Below are 20,412 nucleotides of genomic sequence, written 5' to 3'. Positions count from 1 at the left end.
GTTCGGCCTTTGCAGGGGTGGACCGGTGCACCGCCGGAAACTCATCGGTCGTAGCGCTGCCTGGCCTTCTCGGCGACGGCCAGGTTGTGCTTCGACCACTCCGCGAGCTGGTGGAAGATCGGCGCGAGACTGCGCCCCAGCTCGCTGATCTCGTACTCCACCCGCGGCGGAACCTCCGGGTGGTAGGTGCATCTTGCGCGCCCGTTGACGCTGGAGCCCGTGCTGAACGGTGCGGACGCGTTGTTCCTGCTGTTCGCGGGAGACCTGCTCGGGCCGTCCACCGATGTGGCCGGTGTGCTGGACGTGGTGAAGGCTGCCGGCGTCCGCCGCGTGGTGCTGCTGTCGTCGCAGGGTGCCGGTACGCGGCCGGGCCTGGTGCCGCACTCGCGGATGGCGTCGTTCGAGGAGGCCGTGCGGCAGTCGAGTCTGGAGTGGACGATTCTGCGGCCGAGCGGGTTCTTCACCTACACCTTCACCTGGGTGCGGCCGATCCGTGAGCACGGCGTGGCCGCGGCGCCGTTCGCGGACGTGGCGCTGCCGTTCGTCGATCCGGCGGACATCGCGGCGGTCGCGGCGGTGGCGTCGCAGGGCGGGCACGAGGGGCGCACGTATGTGCTGACCGGTCCGGAAGCGCTGACTCCGGTTGAACGGACGAAAGCGCTTTCGTCGGCGATCGGGCGGGAGATCCGGTTCGTCGAGCAGTCCGTTGAGGAGGCTCGTGAGGAGATGCTGCAGTTCATGCCGCCGCCCGTTGTGGACGGAACGCTGGCAATTCTCGGATCGCCGACGGTGGAGGAGCAGCAGGTCAGCGGCCATGTGGAGCAGGTGACCGGACGTGCTCCCGCCCGTTTCGCCGACTGGGTGGCCCGCAACGTGAACGCCTTCTGAAACGTAAGCGCTTACGTCTGTTCCCGTAAGCGCTTGCAATGAATAGCGTCGCGCCCAGACAAGGGTGAAAGGTGCGTCACATGGCTGAGGTGTCCTACGTCAAGGCTTCGCGGATCTTCTCCGGCAACCCGCCGGTTCGCGCGGTCGACGAGCTGTCGCTCGAGGTGTCCGACGGCGAGTTCCTGGTGCTGGTCGGTCCGTCCGGTTCGGGCAAGTCGACCGCGCTGCGCATGCTCGCGGGTCTCGAGGACGTCGACGAGGGCGCCATCCAGATCGGTGGCAAGGACGTCACCAACGTGCCGCCGAAGGGCCGGGACATCGCCATGGTGTTCCAGTCGTACGCGCTCTACCCGCACATGACGGTCGCGGAGAACATGGGCTTCGCGCTCAAGCTGCGCGGCGTCAACAAGGCCGAGATCAAGGCGAAGGTCGAAGAGGCCGCCAAGATGCTCGACCTGACCAAGTACCTGGAGCGCAAGCCGAAGGCGCTGTCCGGTGGTCAGCGGCAGCGTGTCGCGATGGGTCGCGCCATCGTGCGTGAGCCCTCCGTGTTCCTCATGGACGAGCCGCTGTCCAACCTGGACGCGAAGCTGCGCGTCGAGACCCGCGCGAACATCGCGGCGCTGCAGCAGCGTCTCGGCACCACCACGATCTACGTCACGCACGACCAGGTCGAGGCCATGACGATGGGCCACCGCGTCGCGGTGCTCAAGGACGGCCTGCTGCAGCAGTGCGACACGCCTCGCGCGCTGTACGACCGCCCGGCCAACGCGTTCGTCGCGGGCTTCATCGGCTCGCCGGCCATGAACCTCAAGACCGTGCCGATCACGTCGGAGGGCGCGAAGCTCGACGGCGTCATCGTGCCGCTCTCGCGTGCCGCGCTGGACGCCGCCGGTGGTCTGGACGAGGTCACCTTCGGCATCCGTCCCGAGGCCCTCGGCATCGTGCCGTCGGGTGAAGAGGGCATGGAGATGACGGTCGAGCTGGTCGAGGAGCTGGGCGCCGACGCGCTCGTGCACGGTGCCGTCAAGATCGGCGACTCGTCGCAGCGCTTCGTCGTCCGCGTCGACGGCCGCACGCCGCCGACCCTGGGCCAGCACGTCAAGATCGCGGTTCGTGACCACAGCGAGATCCACCTGTTCCACCCCGAATCGGGCGAGCGCCTGGAGGCGTGAGTCACAGGTGAAAGGCCCCCGGCGTGAGCGTCGGGGGCTTTCTCGTGTCGTAAACTGAACTCGACAACGGTTTCCATTACCTGATCGAGGGATGGTGTGATGACTCTCCGCAACGCTCTGGTCGGCGCTCTCGCCGTGGTGAGCCTGGCCGCCTGCGGCACGACGAACACGCCGTCCGCGGACAGCGGCAAGATCCAGGTCGTCGCGTCCACGAACGTGTGGGGCAGCGTGGTCAAGGCTGTCGGCGGCGACGCGGTGGACGTCAAGGCGCTGCTGGACGACCCGAGCGCCGACCCGCACTCGTACGAGAGCAAGCCCGCGGACGCCGCGCTGGTCAAGGACGCCAGGCTGGTCGTGTTCAACGGCGGCGGCTACGACGACTTCTTCGCCAAGCTGATCACCAGCGACGCGACCAAGAAGGTCGAGGCGTTCCCGCTGCGCGACAACCACGCCGAGCCCACCAGCCCGGCCCCCACCAGCGAGGCTCCCAAGAGCGAGGCGCCCGACGCGGACGGCCACGACCACAGCGAGAACGAGCACGTCTGGTACGACCTGCACACCGTGCGCGCGGTGGCCGAGGCGGCCGCGAACGAGCTCGGTGCCATCGCGCCGGACAAGAAGACGACGTTCGAGAAGAACACCGCGGACTTCAGCGCCAAGCTGGAGGAGCTGGAGAAGAAGGTCGACGGCATCGGCAAGGGCAAGAAGGTCGCCGCGACCGAGCCGATCGCCCACTACCTGCTCGACGAGACCGGGGCGGACGACGTCACGCCCGAGGCGTTCAGCAAGGCGATCGAGGAGGAGTCGGACGTGCCGGCCGCCGCTCTCGCCGAGATGAACCAGCTGGTCGACGGCAAGCAGATCAACGTGCTGGTCAACAACACCCAGACCGAGAACCAGGTCACGAAGCATCTGGTCGAGAAGGCCAAGGCGGCGGGCGTGCCGGTCGTCGAGGTCACCGAGACCCTGCCCGCCGGAGTGACCGGCTACCTTGACTGGATGACCAAGCAGGTGGACGCGCTTTCGCAGGCGCTCAAGGCATGACCGCGATCTCGCTGCGCGGGGCCCGGCTGTCCTACGGGGACAGGGTTTTGTGGGACGGGCTCGACCTCGACGTCGAGCCCGGTGAGTTCCTGGCGGTCCTCGGGCCCAACGGGTCCGGCAAGACCAGCCTGATGAGGGTGCTGCTCGGGTTGCAGCCCCTGTCGTCGGGCACGGTCACGGTCACCGGCGGCAACCGGGCCATCGGGTACATCCCGCAGCAGCGAGCGCTCGAGGTGTCCATGACGTTGCGGGGCCGGGACCTGGTGGGTCTCGGCCTCGACGGCCATCGGTGGGGCTTCGGCCTGCGCAACCGCCGGGAGCGCAGGATCCGCGTCGACGCGGCCATCGCGTCCGTCAGCGCCACGAGGTACGCGGACGAGCCGATCGGCGTGCTGTCCGGCGGCGAGCAGCAACGGTTGCGCGTCGCACAGGCACTCGTCGGCGACCCGACCGTGCTGCTCTGCGACGAACCCCTGCTGTCCCTGGACCTCGCGAACCAGCGCGTGGTGTCCGAGCTGATCGACAAGCGCCGTCGCGAGGCGAACACGGCCGTCCTGTTCGTCACGCACGAGCTGAACCCGGTGCTGCCGTTGGTGGATCGGGTGCTGTACCTCGTCAACGGGCGGTTCCGGATCGGTACGCCGGACGAGGTCATGAACTCACGAACGCTGTCCGAGCTGTACCGCACGCCGGTCGAGGTCGTCCGGGTCCGCGACCAGATCCTGGTCGTCGGCGCGGGTGCCTGCGAGGAGCAGACCCACCACCTCACGGCGGAGGCCGCGTCGTGACGATCTTCGATCTGCTCGAGCTCGACTTCGTGCAGAGCGCGCTGGTAGCCGCGGCTGTGCTCGCGTTGGTGGCGGGTGTGCTCGGTCCGTTGATCGTCACCCGGAAGATGGCGTTCGCGGTGCACGGCACCAGCGAGCTCGCGTTCACCGGTGGCGCCGCTGCACTGCTGCTCGGTATCAGCGTGGGCTACGGATCGCTGATCGGTTCGGTGGCCGCCGCGTTGCTGCTCGGCTTGCTGAGTCGGCGCGACAGCGACCGGGACTCGGTGATCGGCGCCATTCTGGCGTTCGGTCTCGGCATGGGCGTGCTCATGTTCGCGCTCTACAAGGGGCGTGCGGTCAACAAGCTGAGCCTGCTGGTCGGGCAGATCATCGGGGTCGACTCGACCGACGTGTGGCTGTTGGTGGTTGCGTCGATCGCCGTGCTGGCCGTGCTGGCGTTCATCTACCGGCCGTTGTTCTTCGCTTCGGTCGATCCGGACGTCGCGATCGCGCGCGGGGTTCCGGTGCGCGCGCTGTCGATCGTCTTCGCCCTGCTGGTCGGTGTGGCGACCGCGCTGAGCGTCCAGGTCGTCGGAGCGCTCCTCGTGCTGGCCTTGATGATCACGCCGGCCGCCGCCGCGATGCGCGTCACGGCTTCACCTGTCCGTGCGACGGCTCTTTCCGTCGTCTTCGCGGAGGTGGCGGCTGTCGGCGGCATTCTGCTGTCGCTGCAGCCGGGACTGCCGGTGTCCGCCATGGTCACGGCGGTCAGCTTCGTCATCTACCTCGCGTGCCGGGGCATCGGGGCCGTGCAGCGTCGTACCGCCTGACCGAGTGCGGGATCAGGCCGTGCGGGTGGTGATCGGCTTGGTGATGTCATCGGCGCGCGGAGCAGGCATCAGGCGCGGCGGGATGTCCAGGCCTGCCACGCGGACCTGGTTGCGGCCGTTCTCCTTGGCCTTGTAGAGGGCCGCGTCGGCCGAGTGCTGCGCTGTGGCCATGTCCGGGCCGTTGTCCGGGATCACGGCCACACCGATCGAGGCGGAGATCGCCTGCAGCGACGCGCCTTCCGGCTCTGAGGGCTGGATCTCCCGGCCGTAGAGGGTGACGACGTTGCGGTGCTTGTCGGTGGTCGGGACGGCCAGGGATCCGATGGCCTCGCGGATGCGTTCGGCGATCGTCACGCCCTGGGCCACCGGGGTGTCCTTCAGCGCCACCACGAACTCCTCGCCGCCGTCGCGGCCCGCCACGTCGCCGGGGCGGAGCTTCTCGCGCAGGATCCGGCCCACCTCGGCCAGGACGGCGTTGCCCGCCGGGTGGCCCCAGGTGTCGTTGATGCGCTTGAAGTGGTCGAGGTCGATGACCAGGACGGTCATCGGTTCGCCGTCGATGCGGCACCGCTCGGCCAGGCGGCCCGCGTACTCGGCCAGGCCGTTGGTGTTGAGCAGGCCCGTGCGGTAGTCGGTGTGGGCGTCCGCGGCCAGGCGTTGGTGGAGTTGCTCCTGTTCGCGGAGGAGGCGTTCCAGGTGCGCGCGGCGTTCTCCAGCCCGCGACAGGAGGGCGTTCACCAGGATCACCGGGACGACCAGGAGCAGCGGGCCCACCCAGTGGGTGGTCATGAGCATGCCGAGCATGGCGCCCGCGCCGAGGGTGCTCATCTCGAGCATGTTGTCGACTTTGGAGCCGAGGAAGTCGAGCACCTTCGAGTTCGGGGTGACGATCTTGAAGGCCACGGCGACCGTCATCACCTGGATGAACCAGTAGAGGACCGCGGTCATGGCGAGAACGAGCACCAGGCCCAGGTCGGTCGGCACGTTTCCGGTCGCTGCCAGTGATACACCCGAAAGGTGGACGACGGCCCACGACAGGAGGGTCGAGGCGAGCATCGAGGCGGTGCCGAAGACGAAGCGGTAGGGCTGGCGGCGGGCGATCGGCTGGATCAGGATGCGCATCCAGATCGTGGCGATCACGGCCAGGCCGCCGGGGAGTGCCACGGCCGCGGCGAAGGTCCAGACCGAGGTCAGGTCGATGTGGGGGCCGGAGGCCTCGTTGCGGCGGGCCTCTTCCGCTCTGCGTACCACGGTCAGGTGAATCGTGATGGCGGCGATGATCGCGCCGAAGCGGAGCCAGTCGGACGGCGAGACCGAGGTGAGCTTCGTCAGCAGCCAAATGGAGGCCACGGCGACAGCCGCTTCGAGCACGAAAAAGTACGCGATCGCACTAGGCGCAACGGTCCAAAGGTCCCAGTTGCGAATCGGAGTCAATCCGAGTGCCCGCGATCGCCTGCGATCAGTCAAACTGTTCTTCACCACGACCCCCTACGCTCATGGCACATCATGAGCAAAGCCGCCGCTGACCAGGTCGTAGACCTACCGCGCTGCTGCTCGTCGCAACGAGGAGGTGCCCTCCATGTGCAACCGTGACTTCTGACTCCGCCTCTCCTCGACAGGCTTCCAATCGTGCACCTTGATCCTGTGGTGCCTCTAGACGGATATCGCTATTGGTGACCGTTCTGTTTCAGATTGCCACCGCCTTCGTGTCGTTGCGACCGCGCGCACGTCGCCAGGCGATGGTGGCCTGCGTCGCCAGCAGCAGTCCGATACCGCCCGCTCCCGCGATCGTGGCTGTGACCGATCCGATCGAATGGGCGACGACACCGGCCAGCGCCATTCCGCCGCCCTGGCTCGAGCGCAACGCCGCGCGCCCAATGCCGTAAGCCCTTCCTCTGTACTGATCCGGTAGCAGCCGCATCCACGCCGAACGAGCCGGTGTGTGATAAGCGCCTCCTATACCGGCAATCACGAGCAAAACGATCGTCCACGTCAGGTTCGGGTTGAACGCGAACATGATCAAAGGCGCCAGCGACAGGATCGCAAGAGGACCGATCAGCCGTTCACGTTTTGCCGGATCTCGCACGAGACGGAAGAGCAGAGCCACGCCCAGAACGTTCGCCGCGGGCTCGATCGCGAGAATCAAGCCGACCGCCCACACGGCGTTGAGGCTGGCCGCCAACGGGACGGCGAGTCCTTCCGGGACCATCGCGAGGCCCGCGAGCATGCGGACGCCCAGCAACGTCCTCAATCGCGGCTCGGACACCAGCAGGGTCAGCGCGCCGCGGGGCTCGTCGTCCTTCTTCTTCCGGCCCAGGGGATCGGCGGCCGGACGGTGCTTCACGGACACCTGCACCAAGACCGCCAGGAAGACGAACGTGCCGGCGTTGATCATGAGTGCCACACCGGGGTTGGTGTGGGCCACGAGGAAGCCCGCGGCGGCCAGGCCGGCCATCTGAGCTATGTCGACGGACGTGCCGAAGAGCGCCACGCCGTCGTCGTAGCGGTGTTTGGGCAGGACGTGCGGGAGGCTCGCCTCCTGGGCCGCGAGATATGGCGAGGAGATCGCCAGCACCACCACCAGCAGCACGATCATGGCCCAGAGCGGCATGCCCGGAATGGCCATCGCGCCCATCAGCACAGCCTGTGACCACGCGGTCGTCACCATTACCGTGCGTCGCGGGAAGCGGTCGGCGACCCAGCCGAGCAGCGGGCCCGAAATCAGCGGCGGGAAGAGCGTCAGCGACCAGGTGAGGGCGGTCCAGGCAGCGGATTGTGTTCGTTCGAATACGAGCAGTGACAATGCCACTGCCGCGAGTTGGTCACCGGCGGTCGAAGCGGTCGAACCGATCCACATGGCGCGGAACTCACGCAAACCGACGAGGTCGCGGAGAGCGCCGCGGGTCGTCATGCGGGACCTCGGCGAGCCGCGCCCCGCGCGCGGCGAATCAGCACGTCCTGATTCGCTCTACGCCGAGTCACGTCGCCCCCGCCGGTGGTAATCAATTTCTATCGACAATCACGGTAGAAGCTGTCTGACCGTTCAACGTCTGTCCTACCACAGTGTGTACCTAAACGGAGCAGGCCAGTTACCTAAAGTAGTTACAATAGCGAAACGTGAGGCTGATCTTCTTCACAGTTGACCTCGGGTTCGCCTGATTGGACCCCAAACGGTCACGGTCTGTGTCAACTGGTGCCAAACGGGTGTCACACGCTCGACCGAGCGGTGCAACCTGCTCCGACTCCTGCCCGCACAACTGGCAATTGGCGAACACCAGAGAACGTACCCGCGCTCGGGAGTGCCGCGGAATAGACCCTGCCGTTTGTCATGCCGGTCACCCGCAAGCTCTTGGCAGCAACCGAGATCGCCGTTTCCTGCCCGCCAGACCGAAACCGGTTCAGCGGGCAGGAAAACGATCACTAACGTCGGCTAATGGGCGCCCTTAGCGTCGCGAACAAGCCGATAACGTCAGGCGCAAGGGTCAGCTTTTGGCCGCGATCCTGCGGCGACGTGCGACCTCGGCCAGCACGACACCGGCGGCGACGGAGGCGTTGAGCGACTCGACGCCAGGCGCCATGGGGATCGACACGGTCTGGTCGCAGGTCTCCTTGACCAGACGGCCGAGGCCGCGGCCCTCCGAGCCCACCACGACGATCAGCGGGCCGGTCGCGAGCTCCAGGCCGTCGATGTCCACGTCGCCGTCCGCGTCCAGGCCCACGATCATCAGGCCCGCCTCCGCCCAGTCGCGCAGCGTGCGGGTGAGGTTCGTGGCCATCGTGATCGGCAGCTTGGCCGCCGTGCCCGCGCTGGTCCGCCACGCCACCGCCGTCATCGACGCACTGCGCCGCTGGGGCAGCACCACGCCGTGCGCACCGAACGCCGCGGCCGAGCGCACGACGGCACCCAGGTTGCGCGGGTCCGTCACGCCGTCCAGTGCCACCAGCAACGGCGGTTCACCGGCGCGCTGGGCGAGGTCGAGCAGCTCGTCGGGCGAGGCGTACTCGAACGGCGGCACCTGCAGGCCGAGGCCCTGGTGCATCGCGCCACCGGTGATCCGGTCCAGCTCACCGCGGGCCACCTCCAGCACGGAGATGCCCCGATCGGCGGCCAGGCGCACGGCCTCGGCCACGCGGTCGTCCGCGTCGATGCCGAGCGCCACGTACAGCGCCGTCGCCGGCGTGCCCGCGCGCAGGCACTCCACGACGGGGTTGCGGCCCGCCACGGTCTCGGCCTGGGCCTTCTCGGTCTTCTGGCGCCGCTGCGTCTTGACGGCCTCGGTCTTCGCGACCGCCTTGGCCCGCTTGTAGGCGGGGTGGTTCGGGCGGTCCGACGCCTTCGGGGTCGGACCCTTGCCCTGCAGCCCCTTGGACTTCTGCCCGCCGGAGCCGACGACCGCGCCCTTCTTCGAGCCCGGATTGCGCATCGCGCCCTTGCGCTTGGAGTTGCCAGCCACGGAAGTCAGTCGTCCTTCAAAGTCCACTGCGGACCGTCGGGGGTGTCCTCGACGGCGATGCCCGCTTCGTCCAGCTGCTTGCGCAACGCGTCAGCGCGGGCGAAGTCCCTGGTCTTGCGGGCTTCCTGGCGCTCGACGAGCAGCCGATCCACGAGCGTGGTCAACGCCTGCCGCATGCCGAGATCGGCAGACGACTGGTCGTTCCACTTCGGCGACAACGGGTCGACGCCGAGGATGTCGGCCATGCGGCGGACGCACTCGGCGGCCTCGCGGGCCGTCTCGTGGTCGCCGTCGGCGAGCGCCGTGTTCCCCTGCCGCACCTTGTTGTGCAGCGCGGCCACGGCCTGCGGGGTGTTCAGGTCGTTGTCCATCGCAACGACGAAGTCCGGGCACATGTCGCCGCGGAGCTCGATGGGGCCGACCCGCTCGGCGACCCGGCGCAGGAACGACTCGATGCGCGCGTAGGACGTCACCGCCTCCTGCAAGGCCTCTTCCGAGTACTCGATGTGCGAGCGGTAGTGCGGCGCGACCAGGTAGTACCGCAGCTCCTGGGCCCTGACCTTCTCGAGCATCACCGGGATGGACACGGTGTTGCCGAGCGACTTGGACATCTTCTCGCCCGAGAACGTCACCCAGTAGTTGTGCATCCAGTAGTTGGCGAAGCCGTCACCGGCCGCACGCGACTGCGCCTGCTCGTTCTCGTGGTGCGGGAAGATCAGGTCGATCCCGCCGCCGTGGATGTCGAACGTGCCGCCCAGGTACGTCGTGGCCATCGCCGAGCACTCGAGGTGCCAGCCGGGCCTGCCGTTGCCCCACGGCGTCGGCCAGGAGGGCTCACCGGGCTTCGCGCCCTTCCACAGCGTGAAGTCGCGCGGGTCGCGCTTACCGCGCACCGCTGCTTCGCCCTGTTCCACGGAGTCGAGCTTCTGGCCGGACAACGCGCCGTACTCGGGGAACGAGCGCACGTCGAAGTAGACGTCACCGTCGACGTCGTAGGCGTGGCCCTTGTCGATCAGCCGCTGCATCAGCTCGACCATCTGCGTCACGTGCCCGGTCGCCCGCGGCGCGTACGACGGCGGCAGGCAGCCCAGTGCGTCGTACGCCTCCTCGAAGGCGCGCTCGTGCGTGTACGCCCACTCCCACCACGGCCGACCGTGGTCGGCGGCCTTGGTGAGGATCTTGTCGTCGATGTCGGTGACGTTGCGGACCAGCGTCACATCGGCACCGTCGCGGGCCAGCCAGCGACGCAGGACGTCGAAGTTCAGGCCGCTGCGGACGTGCCCGATGTGCGGGATGCCCTGCACGGTCGCCCCACACACGTAGATCGACGCCGTTCCGTTGACCTGCGGGTGGAACTCCCGCATGGACCGGCTCGCGGTGTCGTAGATGTGGAGGCTCACACGGGAATGGTACGGGCCACATCCAAAAGAGCATTGGGGCGGTCACTCGTCGGAACTGGATTGACAAGCCGGAAGGAGCAGCCGATCGCCTCGGCTCCGCCGTCCGCCTCCTCGCTGTCGCCCACCATGACGGCGTGGCGCGGATCGACACCCAGCCGTTCGCACGCGGAGGTGAAGATCTTCGGATCCGGCTTGATCACGCCCTCCTCGTAGGACAGCACGAACTCGTCCACGAGGTGCGTCAGCCCGAACCGCTCGAACACCGGGCGGATGTCCCAGCCGATGTTGCTGACGACCGCGACGGGAACGTCGGCGAGGTGTTCCAGCGCCGCCTTCGTGTCCGGGTAGGGCTGCCACGACTCCGCGTCGATCAGCTGGTCGTAGAGCGCCTCGGCGTCGGGCACGTTCGCGTCGTTGAGCACTCGGACGTGGACCCAGCGGTGGACGTCAGGGTCGAGGTCGCGGCGGTACCACGCGTCCACGAGCTCGGGGTCCACGTCGTCGGCGACGCCGACCGGGGCGGTGAGCGCACGCATCAGGTCCGCGTTGGACGCCAGCTCGGGGTGCTCGAGCCGGAAGAGCGTGCCGGAGAAGTCGAAGAGCGCGGCGTGGATCGTCACGCTCCCGACTCTACGTTCTCCGCGGCTAAGTGGTCTGGACCTTTTTGAGCTCGGCCTCCACCGGCGCCCACTCGTACGAGATGACCAGCTCCAGGTCACCGGCATTGCGCTCGGTGGCGGCCGCGAGCTGGGCCACGAACTCCTCGATCTGCTTGAGCGGCTGGTCGGCAAGTTGTGCGGTGGCCGCGTAGAGCGCGCTGAAGCGGGCGGGCGTCGTGGAGCCGCGCAGGTCGGCGGCCCAGTCGAGCAGGCTCTCGTACGACTTGGCGAACTGCGCGGCCAGGTGCCTGATCCGGTCGCTGTCACCCGGCCGGCCCGCCGGGCCGAACGCCCACTGCTGCTTACCGGGCGAGAGGAGGCCCTCGATGCCGTTGATGATCTTGTCGAACGCGCCGGTGCGCATCTTGTAGTAGTCGAGCGCCTCGGTGTCCGTGGTCAGCGTGCGCACGTCGGACGCGAAGCCCATCTCGTGACTGAGCTGCTTGTCCTTGAGCTTGCGCAGGTTCATCGTCACGGTGTCGGAGAACAGCTGGTACTCCCAGCCCGCAGCGGGTGCGCTGATCGCGGTCCCCACCTTCTCCGCGATCATCTCGGCCAGTTCCCTCGGGGTGCGATTGCGCAGGTCGATGTAGCCGGTGCCGACGCGCAGCGCCGGGATCTCGGTGTCGTCGAACCGCGCGGGCAGCACGTACTCGATGTCGGAGACCAGAGCCCGGTCGAACGCGGCCTGGCGCTCGTGCTTGGTCCACATCTTCCGCGCGTAGGCCTCGGAAATGAACATCACGCAGAAGCGGGAGTCCTTGCGGTAGATCTGGTCGAGGTGCTCGACCAGGTTCTTGCCCCACAGATCGGCCTGCTCGTCGGTGTCGTAGAAGCGGGAGACGCCTAGATCGGTGAGGTGGCGGGCCACCTCTTCGACGTAGTAGCGATCTTCGCCGGCGAAGGAGAGGCACACGTCGTACTTGGGCACGCGCCGAATGTTAGTGGCGGGAACCACAGCGCCGTGGCGGGAGTTGTCCAGGTATGAGCCCGGGGTTCCTGTTCGCGATGTCGTTACCGGCGTTGGTGGCGGCCCTGTTCCTGCTCGCAGTGGTCGAGCGGATGGTGCGGGGCAGGACCGGCACGCCGATGGCCAGCGCCGGCATCGGCGAGCTCGGCGCGACGTTCGAGGCCGGCAAGCGCGAGGAGCTCGAGTACCGCAAGGAGGAGCGGCAGCTGCGCGACGAGGAGGGCGACGGCGCGCCGCCGCGAAGCCGGATCGACCTCGACGGCGGCAAAGCCGTGCTCAAGCTGCCGCGCTAGCGGCCCCCGGTGGTCTTCGCGACCTTCACCCGGACGACGACGCGCACGTTGTCCGTACCGACGTCGCCCTTGTAGTCGTCACCGGTGTACTTGTGCGCCAGCTCGTTGATGAGGTCGTCCCCGCCCTCGGTCGTCAGCGACGCCTCACCGCGGAACTCGGTGTAGTTGTACGGGTTGTTGCTGTCGATGACGGTGATGCTCACCCGCGGGTCGCGCGCCAGGTGGCGTTCCTTCGCGCGGCCGACGACGGTGGAGAACAGCACGTCGTCACCATCGCGCTTGATCCAGACGACTGACGTCTGCGGGCTGCCGTCCTTGGCGAGCGTCGCGACGGTGGCGTAGTTAGCGCCGTCTAGGAGAGCGCGCTGTGGTTCTGAGAGGGTGGCCATGTCACGAGCAACGCTGTGGCGATCGCCGCGATTCCCTCGTTCCGCCCCGTGAGACCGAGTCCGTCGGTCGTGGTGCCGGCCACGGAGACCGGGCCGCCGACGGCTTCAGAAAGCGTTTTCTGCGCTTCGTCGCGGCGCTTGCCGATGCGCGGCTCGTTGCCGATGACCTGCACTGTGGCGTTTCCCACACGGAAACCGGCCTCCTCGATGAGGCGGCGGACCTCCGTGAGCAGAACCACTCCGTGCGCACCCGACCAGCGCGGGTCGGACGTGCCGAAGACGGCGCCCAGGTCACCGAGGCCGGCGGCGGAGAGCAGGGCGTCGCACAGCGCGTGGGAGGCGACGTCGCCGTCGGAGTGACCGGCGCAACCGTCGACGCCCTCCCACAGCAGTCCGGCGATCCAGCACTCACGACCTGCTTCGATCGGGTGGACGTCGACGCCCTGGCCGATCCTCACTGCTGGCCTCCGGTGAAAAGTGCCTCCGCGACCGCGAGGTCGAACGGAGTGGTGATCTTCATGGCGTGCGCGTGTCCGGGAACCGTGTGGACCTTGCCGCCGTTCTTCTCCACAAGACCAGCGTCATCAGTCGCGGCGATACCGGAGCGATAGGCGGCTTTGAGAATCTCGGCGCGGAAACCCTGCGGGGTCTGGACGACCCGCAGACCGGCCCGGTCAGGTGTGGAGACGACCACTCCGACCTCGTCCACCTGCTTGATCGTGTCGGCCACCGGAAGCACCGGGATGACGGCGTCGTGCCCGTCGCGCACCGCGGCCACGACGCCCGCGATGACTTCGGGAGGGGTGAAGGCACGAGCGGCGTCGTGCACGAGCACGATCGAGGTGTCCGGAATCACGCGGAGAGCGTGTTCGAGGGCGAGGCGCACCGAGTCGGTGCGCTCGGCGCCCCCTGAAAGCACGTGCACCGCCCCGCCGGCCGGGGCCAGCGAGGCGGTTGCGGTGTGCACTAGATCCACATCGGACGGTGGAGCGGCGATGACGACGTGCTGAACCTGGCCTGACGCGAACAGACCTTGAACGGCACGAGTCAACAGCGGTACCCCGTTGACCGGCACGAGCGCCTTGGGCATCCCGTAGCCCAGACGCTCACCCCGCCCTGCCGCGGGCACGAGCGCGACAACACTCATGTCTGCAGCGTTATCCGATGCTCTGTGTGATTTTGGAAACCTACGACGCGGTGGCGAGAACTTCGTCGAGGAGAACCTCGGCCTTGTCCTCGTCGGTGCCCTCGGCCAGCGCCAGCTCACTGACCAGTATCTGCCGCGCCTTCGCCAGCATCCGCTTCTCGCCGGCGGACAACCCGCGATCCTTCTCGCGCCGCCAGAGGTCGCGCACCACTTCCGCAACCTTGTTCACGTCGCCGGAGGCGAGCTTCTCAAGGTTGGCCTTGTACCGCCGAGACCAGTTGGTCGGCTCCTCGGTGTGGGGAGCACGCAAGACCTCGAAGACCCGGTCGAGCCCTTCCTGGCCGACAACGTCGCGCACGCCTACGATCTCGGCGTTGTCAGCGGGAACCCGAACGGTGAGGTCGCCCTGCGCAACCTTGAGAACGAGGTACTTCTTCTCCTCGCCCTTGATCACGCGGGTCTCGATTGCTTCGATGAGAGCGGCACCGTGGTGCGGGTAGACGACGGTCTCTCCGACCTTGAAAACCATGTGTCCTCTGCCCCTTTCGCTTCCTCCATCCTAACACGTCCGGCAAGGCTTCGAACGCCGGTCGATGATCCGTTAGTGCTGGTCAGGGCCATGCGGGGGGTTGACAAACCACCTGTTTGCGTGCAACGTACGGGCTTGTCAAGATCGATTGGCACCACGTCGAGTCCGCTTTCCGGGCCCCGGTTAGGCTCTTTGCCTGGTGGTTGTTCCCTAGGAAGGACGCTGGAGCCGTGAACTCAGGAGTGTCTCGCCGGTTGATCGTGACGGCAGCGCTGGCCGCGGGCCTCGGCCTGGTGGCGGTCGGCTGCAGCGCCGGTCAGGTCACCCAGACCGACACCCAGGTCGCCGCCGTCGACGGTGCGAGCGGAAACGCGGGCCCGATCGCGGTGCGCAACGTCATGCTGGTGTTCCCGCCGGACGGCAACCGCTATCACGAGGGCGAGGACGCGCCGCTGACGTTCGTCATCGCCAACACCGGCTCGACGCCGGACAAGCTGCTGTCGATCAAGTCCGACGCCGCTGAGGGCGAGGCCGAGGTCGTCGGTGGCAAGGACATCCCGGCGCAGTACGCGCTGCGCGCCGAGTACGACGCCGCACACGCGCCGACGAAGCCCTCCACGCCTTCGTCCGGCTCGCACGCCCCGTCCTCCTCGCACGCCCCGTCCTCGTCGAAGGCGCCTTCCTCGTCGGTCTCGCCGACCTCCGGTGCCCCGTCGTCCTCGTCGGTCGCCCCGACCTCGGGCTCGGTGCCGTCGTCGTCAGGTGCCCCGTCGTCCGGTGTCTCGGCGTCGAACGGCCCGTCGGGCTCGTCCTCGGTGTCGCCGACCTCGTCGTCGGCCGCGCACGACCAGTCGCTCGAGGTGCTGCAGATCCGCTGCACGCTGAAGAAGCTGAACCGCGAAGTGGTGGCCGCGCAGACCATCAAGATCACGTTCCTGTTCGAGAAGGCCGGCTCCCTGACGCTGGAGGTGCCCGTCGCACCGTCCGACCACAAGCGCGTGAGCGAGGGCCACGAAGCCGGCGGTCACTGAGCCTTCTGCCGCTGCTCCGCAGACGGCGGCGAGTTCGTCTGGAAGTCGGCCGTCCGGCCACCGCTTCGGCCCGAATCGCCTGCGGCGGTTGACCCGAAGAGGCGATCGGACGACCGACACGAACTCGCAAGGTTGAAACGGTGAAACGCCGCTCCCTCCTGGTGAGGGGGCGGCGTTTTCGCGTCCGGGTCACGCGGCCTTGAGCATCGGGCGGAACTTGTCGCGGTAGGCCCACGCGAGGCCGATCTCGGCGGCGACGACGAGCACGGCCATGACGGTGCCGCTCGGCTCCAGGAACACGTGGAACAGGAAGATGTTCACGACCATCGGGGCCAGCAGCGCGAGCGCCAGTGGCACGAAGCGGCCGATGATCAGCAGGATGCCGGCGAGCAGCTGCACGCCGGACGCGAGCTGCAGCATGTAGCCGGTGGCGTAGAGCGCCGCGGTGAAGGCCACACCTTCCGGTGCCATCGTGCTGGGGTCCGGGGCGGGCATGAACATCAGGAAGCCGTTGAGGCCGGTCGTGGTGAACAGCAGACCGGTCAGCACGCGGGTGACGACGGTGGCGTAGCGGCCGAGGGCGAACTTGCGGGTCTGGGTCGCGGTAGCGGTGGTCACTGTGTCCTCCAGGCTGTCGGGTCCTTCCACTCATGCGTCGAACGGGCACCGCGGCGGATCGACAAGCCCGCGAAAAAATCTTCGAAGTTTTCCTGACGTCGTGCCTGACCTGGGAACGCGAGTTCGACTTGCGGGCGAACTCGCCGCCGTCTGCGGAGCAGCGGCCAAGAACACTGTCAGACCCGTCCTCTAACGTTCCGTGCGTGGCGAAGACAGCGCGGCCGATCTTCCGTTGTGCCGAGTGCGGGCACGAGGTGGCGAAGTGGTTAGGCCGCTGCCCCGAATGTCAGGCGTGGGGCAGCATCGAAGAACGTGGCACCGCGTCGGTGACCCGTGTCGTGGCGGGGGCGCCCACGTCGGCGGCGCGGCCGATCGGCGAGGTCGACATCGAGTCGGCGCGGGCGTTGTCCACCGGCGTGGGCGAGTTCGACCGGGTGCTCGGCGGCGGGCTGGTGCCGGGCGCGGTCGTGCTGCTGGCCGGCGAGCCCGGCGTGGGCAAGTCGACGTTGCTGCTCGAGACCGCGCACCGGTGGGCCGAGAGCCACGGGCGCTGCCTCTACGTCACGGGTGAGGAGTCCGCGGGCCAGGTGCGGCTGCGGGCGGAGCGCACCGGCAACCTGCACCCCGAGATGTACCTGGCGGCCGAGAGCGAGCTCAGCGCGTTGCTCGGGCAGGTCGACCAGGTGAAGCCGTCGATGCTGATCGTGGACTCGGTGCAGACCATGTCGACGGTGAGCGTGGAGGGCGTACCCGGCGGTGTCACCCAGGTGCGGACCGTCGCGTCAGGACTGATCGCGATGGCCAAGGAACGCGGGCTGCCGGTTGTCCTGGTCGGACACGTCACCAAGGACGGATCCGTTGCCGGGCCCAGGGTTCTGGAGCACCTCGTCGACGTGGTGCTGCAGTTCGAGGGGGACAGGCACTCGAGCCTGCGGCTGCTGCGCGGCATCAAGAACCGCTACGGCGCGGCCGACGAGGTGGGCTGTTTCGAGCTGCGCGACGACGGCATCGTCGGCGTGCCGGATCCGTCAGGGCTGTTCCTGACGCGCCGGGAGAAGGCCGTCGAGGGCACCTGCGTGACGGTGATCGTCGAGGGCAAGCGGCCGATGCTCGGCGAGGTGCAGGCCCTGGTGGCCAAGACGAACCTGCCCGCGCCCCGGCGCGCGGTGAGCGGGCTCGACTCGGCGCGCATCTCGATGGCGCTGGCGGTGCTGGAGAAACGCGGCAAGGTCAACCTGTTCCAGAAGGACGTCTTCACCGCGACCGTCGGCGGCATGCGGCTGGTCGAGCCGGCCGCTGACCTCGCCGTGGTGCTGGCGGTGGCGTCCGCGGAGCGGGAGATCGCGCTGCCCGCCGATCTGGTGGTGCTCGGCGAGGTGGGACTCGCCGGGGAGATCAGGCGGGTCAACGGGGTGGGCAAGCGGCTCACGGAGGCCGCGCGGCTCGGCTTCAAGAAGGCGCTGGTGCCGCCGGACCACGGACCGCTGCCGGAGGGGGTCAGGGCCCTGGTGGCGAACGACCTGGTATCGGCGCTGGACGTGCTGGGCCTGAACCGCCGGCGCAGCACCAAGGGCGAGGATGACTGACCTCGACCGCTGCGCCGCGCGGCCGCGCTGGTGCCGGACGGAGCGCGCAGTGACGCGGGACTGTCGCGGGCGGACGTCGAGGAGTATCTGGACCACAACGAGTTCGAGGTCGCGCACGGCATCCTCGCGGACTTCCACGACGGTGCCTGGCAGGGTGAGGAGTTCTGGGCACTGCCGGCCGAGGCTGCCGGGCTGATGCGGCTGCGCTGACGCTTCGGGCTGGCCGCGGCGGGAACGGCGACTGTGATCGAATACTGGCGTGTTGGGGAGACACGACCGCGAGATCGGTGAGTTGTTGCGGTTCGCGGCGGGCATGGTTCCCGCGGAGGTGCAGAGCGAGGACGTGCTCGACCATCTCGACCACGAGGAGTGGGAGCTGGTTCTGGACCAGCTGGGGGAGTTCGACGGCAACACCTGGCAGACGCCGCGCTACTGGGCTCTGCTCGCCGAGGCGGCGATTCAGCTGGAGCAGGACGAGGCCTGGTTCCAATGGCGGTGCGTGGAGTCGATCCAAGGCGTGCTGCGGGTCGAGCTGGTGCTCGGGAACGACGCCGAACCGTTGCAGGCCAGGGGAGAACGGCCGACGTGGGACCTCACGGGCAACGACCGGCGGGTGGCCGCGCTGTGGATCGAGTCCAAGCCGGTCCTGGGGCCTGGAGAGCGCGCGAGGGCACGGCTGCGGCCGTTCGTGCCGCCGGCGTGGGCTCATCTCGTCAGAGGGGACGTGATCGCCCTGCACGGCAGCTCGCCGGGCACGGCGAAGATTCTCGAGAAGGTGCCGCCGCGGCCCTGAGCGGCGTCAGGTGAGCAGCTTCCGCAGTGCGGTCGGGGTGTGGCCGAGGTGTTCGCGCACCGTGCGGGACAGGTGGGCCTGATCCGCGAAGCCCAGCTCGGCGGCGAGGCCGGCCAACCCTGTTTCACCGGCTTCCAGGCGATCCAGCGCGCGGGCCACGCGGACCCGGTTGCGATAGCGGGTCAGCGACACCCCCAGCTCACGGGTGAAGACCCGGCTGAGCCGGTACGGCGAGACACCCAGCAGCGCGGCGAGCGGCAGCAACCCCTCCGCGGCGGGATGTCCGGCGCCGATCACCTCGCGCGCCCTGGCCACCAGCGCCCGGTCGCCCGCACCGGGTCGGTCGCCGTCCGGGGCCGTCGTCGCCACCACCTGCCGGACGACCTCGCCCACCAGACCGACCAGATGCTCGGCCGAGTCGCCGGAGCGGGTCGCGGCCAGGAGCCGCCGGTGGGCCAGGTCGAGCCTGCCGTCGACGTACAGCGACGAGCTGCTGAGCCGCGGTGCGTCGCCCGCCACGGCACGCCACAGATCGGTGGTGAGGCTGATCGAGGTGCACACGTCGCCACCGGCGGGATGCGCGAACTGCTCCTCCTCGCCGGGCAGCCCGACGTACCCGACCGTGCGGTCGAGATCCGCGGACTCACCGCGGACCCGGCGGCGGAACCCGCCGCGGCGCACGAGCACGAGCCGCACGTCGGCACGCGGCGGCTCGGCAGACCAGCCGCGGTGGTCGTCCTGGCAGTCCACCGAGGCGACGGTGAACTCGGGACGGGCGGCGAGACCCACGAACGAGAGCACCCTCGCAGGTTAGGCGCGGGGTCTGACAATTCCCGCAAGGATCTTCAAGACGGGCGGGCTGACCTCGGGCGACGCTGGGCGCACCGAAGAGAAGGAGTCGACATCATGTCCGCACCGGCCCAGCTCACCACGATCGTCCTCGACTGCGCCGACCCCGGCCCGCTGGCCGAGTTCTACCGCGCGGTCACGGGGTGGGAGGTGATCTCCAGCGACGCCGACAGCGCCTACCTGGGCGACGGCGGCATCCAGCTCGCGTTCGTGCGGGTGGACGGCTACGAGCCGCCGAAGTGGCCGAGCACTGCCAAGCAGGCGCACCTGGACTTCCAGGTCGCCGACCTCGACCTCGCGGTCAAGCAACTGCTCGCGCTGGGTGCCACGAAGCCCGAGTTCCAGCCCGGCGACGGCTGGACCGTGCTCGCGGACCCGCAGGGCCACCTGCTGTGTCTGGTTGGCTGATCACATGGCGTACATCAGCAAGGAGATCGTCATCGAGTCCAGTGCCGAGGACGTGTGGGACGTGATCGGCGACTTCGCCAAAGGGCCGTCGCGGATGGCGCCGGGGCTCGTGGTGGACACCACGGCCGAAGCCGACGAGCGCACGGTCACCTTCGCCGACGGCACCGTGGTCAGGGAGAAGCGCGTCTCGGTCGACGACGACGTGCGCCGGATCGCCTACTCGGTGGTCGACGGCACCGTTGCGCCGGAGCACGACAACGCGGCCATGCAGATCGTCGCCGACGGCGAACTGCGCTGCCGGATGGTGTGGACCCGCGACGTGCTCCCCGACGAGCTGGCCGAGACGATGGGCAGGGCGATGGCGCACTGCCTGGACGTCATCAAGAAGACCCTCGACGAGAAGTGAGGTGGCCGCCGCGGCCGGGAAGACCGCGGCGGCACCACGTCAGCTCACTGCGAGAGCAGCTGGGCGCAGCGGATCAGGCCCAGGTGCGAGTACGCCTGCGGGTGGTTGCCCAGCGAGCGCTCGGCCACCGGGTCGTACTCCTCCGGCAGCAGGCCCGTGGGGCCCGCGGCCGC

Annotated in this window: 25 protein-coding genes and 1 pseudogene; 12 read left to right on the top strand and 14 right to left on the bottom strand. The window is 68.6% G+C overall.

Features of this window, described 5'->3' with window-relative positions; genetic code table 11:
* Positions 1-41: 41 nt before the first annotated feature.
* A pseudogene (locus ABFX45_RS39430) lies at positions 42-188 on the bottom strand (winged helix-turn-helix transcriptional regulator); the annotation flags it as partial.
* On the opposite strand from ABFX45_RS39430, the gene ABFX45_RS39425 reads away from it, so the two are divergent.
* From ABFX45_RS39425 to ABFX45_RS39405, 5 genes are all read left to right on the top strand, one after another.
* Positions 187-888, top strand: a complete 702-nt coding sequence (locus tag ABFX45_RS39425) for an NAD(P)H-binding protein (protein WP_346135887.1) — start codon at positions 187-189, stop codon at positions 886-888. The pseudogene ABFX45_RS39430 and the gene ABFX45_RS39425 overlap by 2 nt on opposite strands.
* Positions 889-968: 80 nt before the next feature.
* Complete coding sequence (locus ABFX45_RS39420) at positions 969-2,063, top strand: ABC transporter ATP-binding protein (RefSeq protein WP_109631278.1); 1,095 nt, start codon at positions 969-971, stop codon at positions 2,061-2,063.
* A 99-nt stretch (positions 2,064-2,162) separates the two neighbouring features.
* Positions 2,163-3,107, top strand: a complete 945-nt coding sequence (locus tag ABFX45_RS39415) for a metal ABC transporter solute-binding protein, Zn/Mn family (protein ID WP_346135884.1) — start codon at positions 2,163-2,165, stop codon at positions 3,105-3,107.
* Positions 3,104-3,895: a metal ABC transporter ATP-binding protein gene (locus ABFX45_RS39410; RefSeq protein WP_109631284.1), complete on the top strand. Its 792-nt coding sequence runs from the start codon at positions 3,104-3,106 to the stop codon at positions 3,893-3,895. The genes ABFX45_RS39415 and ABFX45_RS39410 overlap by 4 nt, the downstream gene beginning before the upstream one ends.
* A complete protein-coding gene (locus tag ABFX45_RS39405; protein ID WP_112231080.1) occupies positions 3,892-4,707 on the top strand; it encodes a metal ABC transporter permease in 816 nt (271 codons plus the stop codon). The genes ABFX45_RS39410 and ABFX45_RS39405 overlap by 4 nt, the downstream gene beginning before the upstream one ends.
* 12 nt (positions 4,708-4,719) lie before the next feature.
* On the opposite strand, the gene ABFX45_RS39400 is transcribed toward ABFX45_RS39405, so the two are convergent.
* The 6 genes from ABFX45_RS39400 to ABFX45_RS39375 form a co-directional block, all read right to left on the bottom strand.
* Entirely contained in the window at positions 4,720-6,078 is a 1,359-nt protein-coding gene (locus ABFX45_RS39400) for a GGDEF domain-containing protein (protein WP_233439166.1), read from the bottom strand.
* 316 nt (positions 6,079-6,394) lie between these two features.
* Positions 6,395-7,618: an MFS transporter gene (locus ABFX45_RS39395; RefSeq protein WP_109631291.1), complete on the bottom strand. Its 1,224-nt coding sequence runs from the start codon at positions 7,616-7,618 to the stop codon at positions 6,395-6,397.
* Between the two features lie 571 nt (positions 7,619-8,189).
* The gene (gene rlmB, locus ABFX45_RS39390) at positions 8,190-9,161 is read right to left on the bottom strand and encodes a 23S rRNA (guanosine(2251)-2'-O)-methyltransferase RlmB (RefSeq protein WP_346135881.1); all 972 of its coding nucleotides are present in this window, start codon (positions 9,159-9,161) and stop codon (positions 8,190-8,192) included.
* 5 nt (positions 9,162-9,166) lie between these two features.
* The gene (gene cysS / locus ABFX45_RS39385) at positions 9,167-10,561 is read right to left on the bottom strand and encodes a cysteine--tRNA ligase (protein ID WP_346135879.1); all 1,395 of its coding nucleotides are present in this window, start codon (positions 10,559-10,561) and stop codon (positions 9,167-9,169) included.
* Positions 10,558-11,181 carry an HAD family hydrolase gene (locus tag ABFX45_RS39380; protein ID WP_346135877.1) on the bottom strand — a complete coding sequence of 208 codons (624 nt, stop codon included), beginning with the start codon at positions 11,179-11,181 and terminating at the stop codon, positions 10,558-10,560. Before ABFX45_RS39380 ends, cysS begins: the two co-directional genes overlap by 4 nt.
* Positions 11,182-11,206: 25 nt before the next feature.
* A complete protein-coding gene (locus tag ABFX45_RS39375) occupies positions 11,207-12,151 on the bottom strand; it encodes a toll/interleukin-1 receptor domain-containing protein (RefSeq protein ID WP_170154727.1) in 945 nt (314 codons plus the stop codon).
* A gap of 53 nt (positions 12,152-12,204) precedes the next feature.
* Here ABFX45_RS39375 and ABFX45_RS39370 point away from each other — a divergent pair, with 53 nt between their 5' ends.
* Entirely contained in the window at positions 12,205-12,483 is a 279-nt protein-coding gene (locus ABFX45_RS39370) for a DUF6191 domain-containing protein (RefSeq protein WP_109631307.1), read from the top strand.
* Here ABFX45_RS39370 and ABFX45_RS39365 read toward each other — a convergent pair.
* The 4 genes from ABFX45_RS39365 to ABFX45_RS39350 are packed head-to-tail and all read right to left on the bottom strand — an operon-like array spanning position 12,480 to position 14,548.
* Positions 12,480-12,872: a PPOX class F420-dependent oxidoreductase gene (locus ABFX45_RS39365; RefSeq protein ID WP_346135874.1), complete on the bottom strand. Its 393-nt coding sequence runs from the start codon at positions 12,870-12,872 to the stop codon at positions 12,480-12,482. The two genes, ABFX45_RS39370 and ABFX45_RS39365, sit on opposite strands and share 4 nt — an antisense overlap.
* A complete protein-coding gene (gene ispF / locus ABFX45_RS39360) occupies positions 12,836-13,330 on the bottom strand; it encodes a 2-C-methyl-D-erythritol 2,4-cyclodiphosphate synthase (protein ID WP_109631313.1) in 495 nt (164 codons plus the stop codon). Before ispF ends, ABFX45_RS39365 begins: the two co-directional genes overlap by 37 nt.
* Positions 13,327-14,019, bottom strand: a complete 693-nt coding sequence (gene ispD, locus ABFX45_RS39355) for a 2-C-methyl-D-erythritol 4-phosphate cytidylyltransferase (RefSeq protein ID WP_109631316.1) — start codon at positions 14,017-14,019, stop codon at positions 13,327-13,329. The genes ispF and ispD overlap by 4 nt, the downstream gene beginning before the upstream one ends.
* 40 nt (positions 14,020-14,059) lie before the next feature.
* Positions 14,060-14,548, bottom strand: coding sequence for a CarD family transcriptional regulator (locus tag ABFX45_RS39350; RefSeq protein WP_065915127.1), 489 nt, complete (start codon positions 14,546-14,548; stop codon positions 14,060-14,062).
* Between the two features lie 230 nt (positions 14,549-14,778).
* Between ABFX45_RS39350 and ABFX45_RS39345 the strand changes: the two genes are divergently transcribed.
* The gene (locus ABFX45_RS39345; RefSeq protein ID WP_146231396.1) at positions 14,779-15,579 is read left to right on the top strand and encodes a hypothetical protein; all 801 of its coding nucleotides are present in this window, start codon (positions 14,779-14,781) and stop codon (positions 15,577-15,579) included.
* Between the two features lie 189 nt (positions 15,580-15,768).
* Here the strand turns inward: ABFX45_RS39345 and ABFX45_RS39340 are convergent, their stop codons facing one another.
* On the bottom strand, positions 15,769-16,197 hold the full coding sequence (locus ABFX45_RS39340) for a DoxX family membrane protein (RefSeq protein WP_109633081.1): 429 nt from the start codon (positions 16,195-16,197) through the stop codon (positions 15,769-15,771).
* Positions 16,198-16,400: 203 nt separating this feature from the next.
* Between ABFX45_RS39340 and radA the strand changes: the two genes are divergently transcribed.
* Genes radA through ABFX45_RS39325 form a run of 3 tightly spaced genes read left to right on the top strand, consistent with a single transcriptional unit; the run spans position 16,401 to position 18,576 of the window.
* A complete protein-coding gene (gene radA, locus ABFX45_RS39335; RefSeq protein ID WP_346135870.1) occupies positions 16,401-17,783 on the top strand; it encodes a DNA repair protein RadA in 1,383 nt (460 codons plus the stop codon).
* A gap of 30 nt (positions 17,784-17,813) precedes the next feature.
* Positions 17,814-17,993, top strand: a complete 180-nt coding sequence (locus ABFX45_RS39330) for a hypothetical protein (protein WP_346135868.1) — start codon at positions 17,814-17,816, stop codon at positions 17,991-17,993.
* A 49-nt stretch (positions 17,994-18,042) separates the two neighbouring features.
* Positions 18,043-18,576: a hypothetical protein gene (locus ABFX45_RS39325; RefSeq protein WP_109631328.1), complete on the top strand. Its 534-nt coding sequence runs from the start codon at positions 18,043-18,045 to the stop codon at positions 18,574-18,576.
* A 6-nt stretch (positions 18,577-18,582) separates the two neighbouring features.
* Here the strand turns inward: ABFX45_RS39325 and ABFX45_RS39320 are convergent, their stop codons facing one another.
* Positions 18,583-19,377, bottom strand: a complete 795-nt coding sequence (locus ABFX45_RS39320; RefSeq protein ID WP_346135866.1) for a helix-turn-helix domain-containing protein — start codon at positions 19,375-19,377, stop codon at positions 18,583-18,585.
* Positions 19,378-19,482: 105 nt separating this feature from the next.
* Between ABFX45_RS39320 and ABFX45_RS39315 the strand changes: the two genes are divergently transcribed.
* The gene (locus ABFX45_RS39315; RefSeq protein ID WP_346135864.1) at positions 19,483-19,833 is read left to right on the top strand and encodes a VOC family protein; all 351 of its coding nucleotides are present in this window, start codon (positions 19,483-19,485) and stop codon (positions 19,831-19,833) included.
* Positions 19,834-19,837: 4 nt separating this feature from the next.
* Complete coding sequence (locus tag ABFX45_RS39310) at positions 19,838-20,239, top strand: SRPBCC family protein (protein ID WP_109631338.1); 402 nt, start codon at positions 19,838-19,840, stop codon at positions 20,237-20,239.
* Between the two features lie 44 nt (positions 20,240-20,283).
* Here ABFX45_RS39310 and ABFX45_RS46670 read toward each other — a convergent pair.
* Positions 20,284-20,412, bottom strand: a 129-nt coding sequence (locus ABFX45_RS46670; RefSeq protein ID WP_428834283.1) for a glycoside hydrolase family 15 protein, incomplete at its 5' end; no start/stop codon positions are given.

Origin of the sequence: Lentzea roselyniae (assembly GCF_039537795.1) — a bacterium.
Classification (GTDB): Bacteria; Actinomycetota; Actinomycetes; order Mycobacteriales; family Pseudonocardiaceae; genus Lentzea; species Lentzea atacamensis.
The sequence above is the reverse complement of the archived record's forward strand: the minus strand, read 5'-3'. Positions and strand labels throughout refer to the sequence as shown.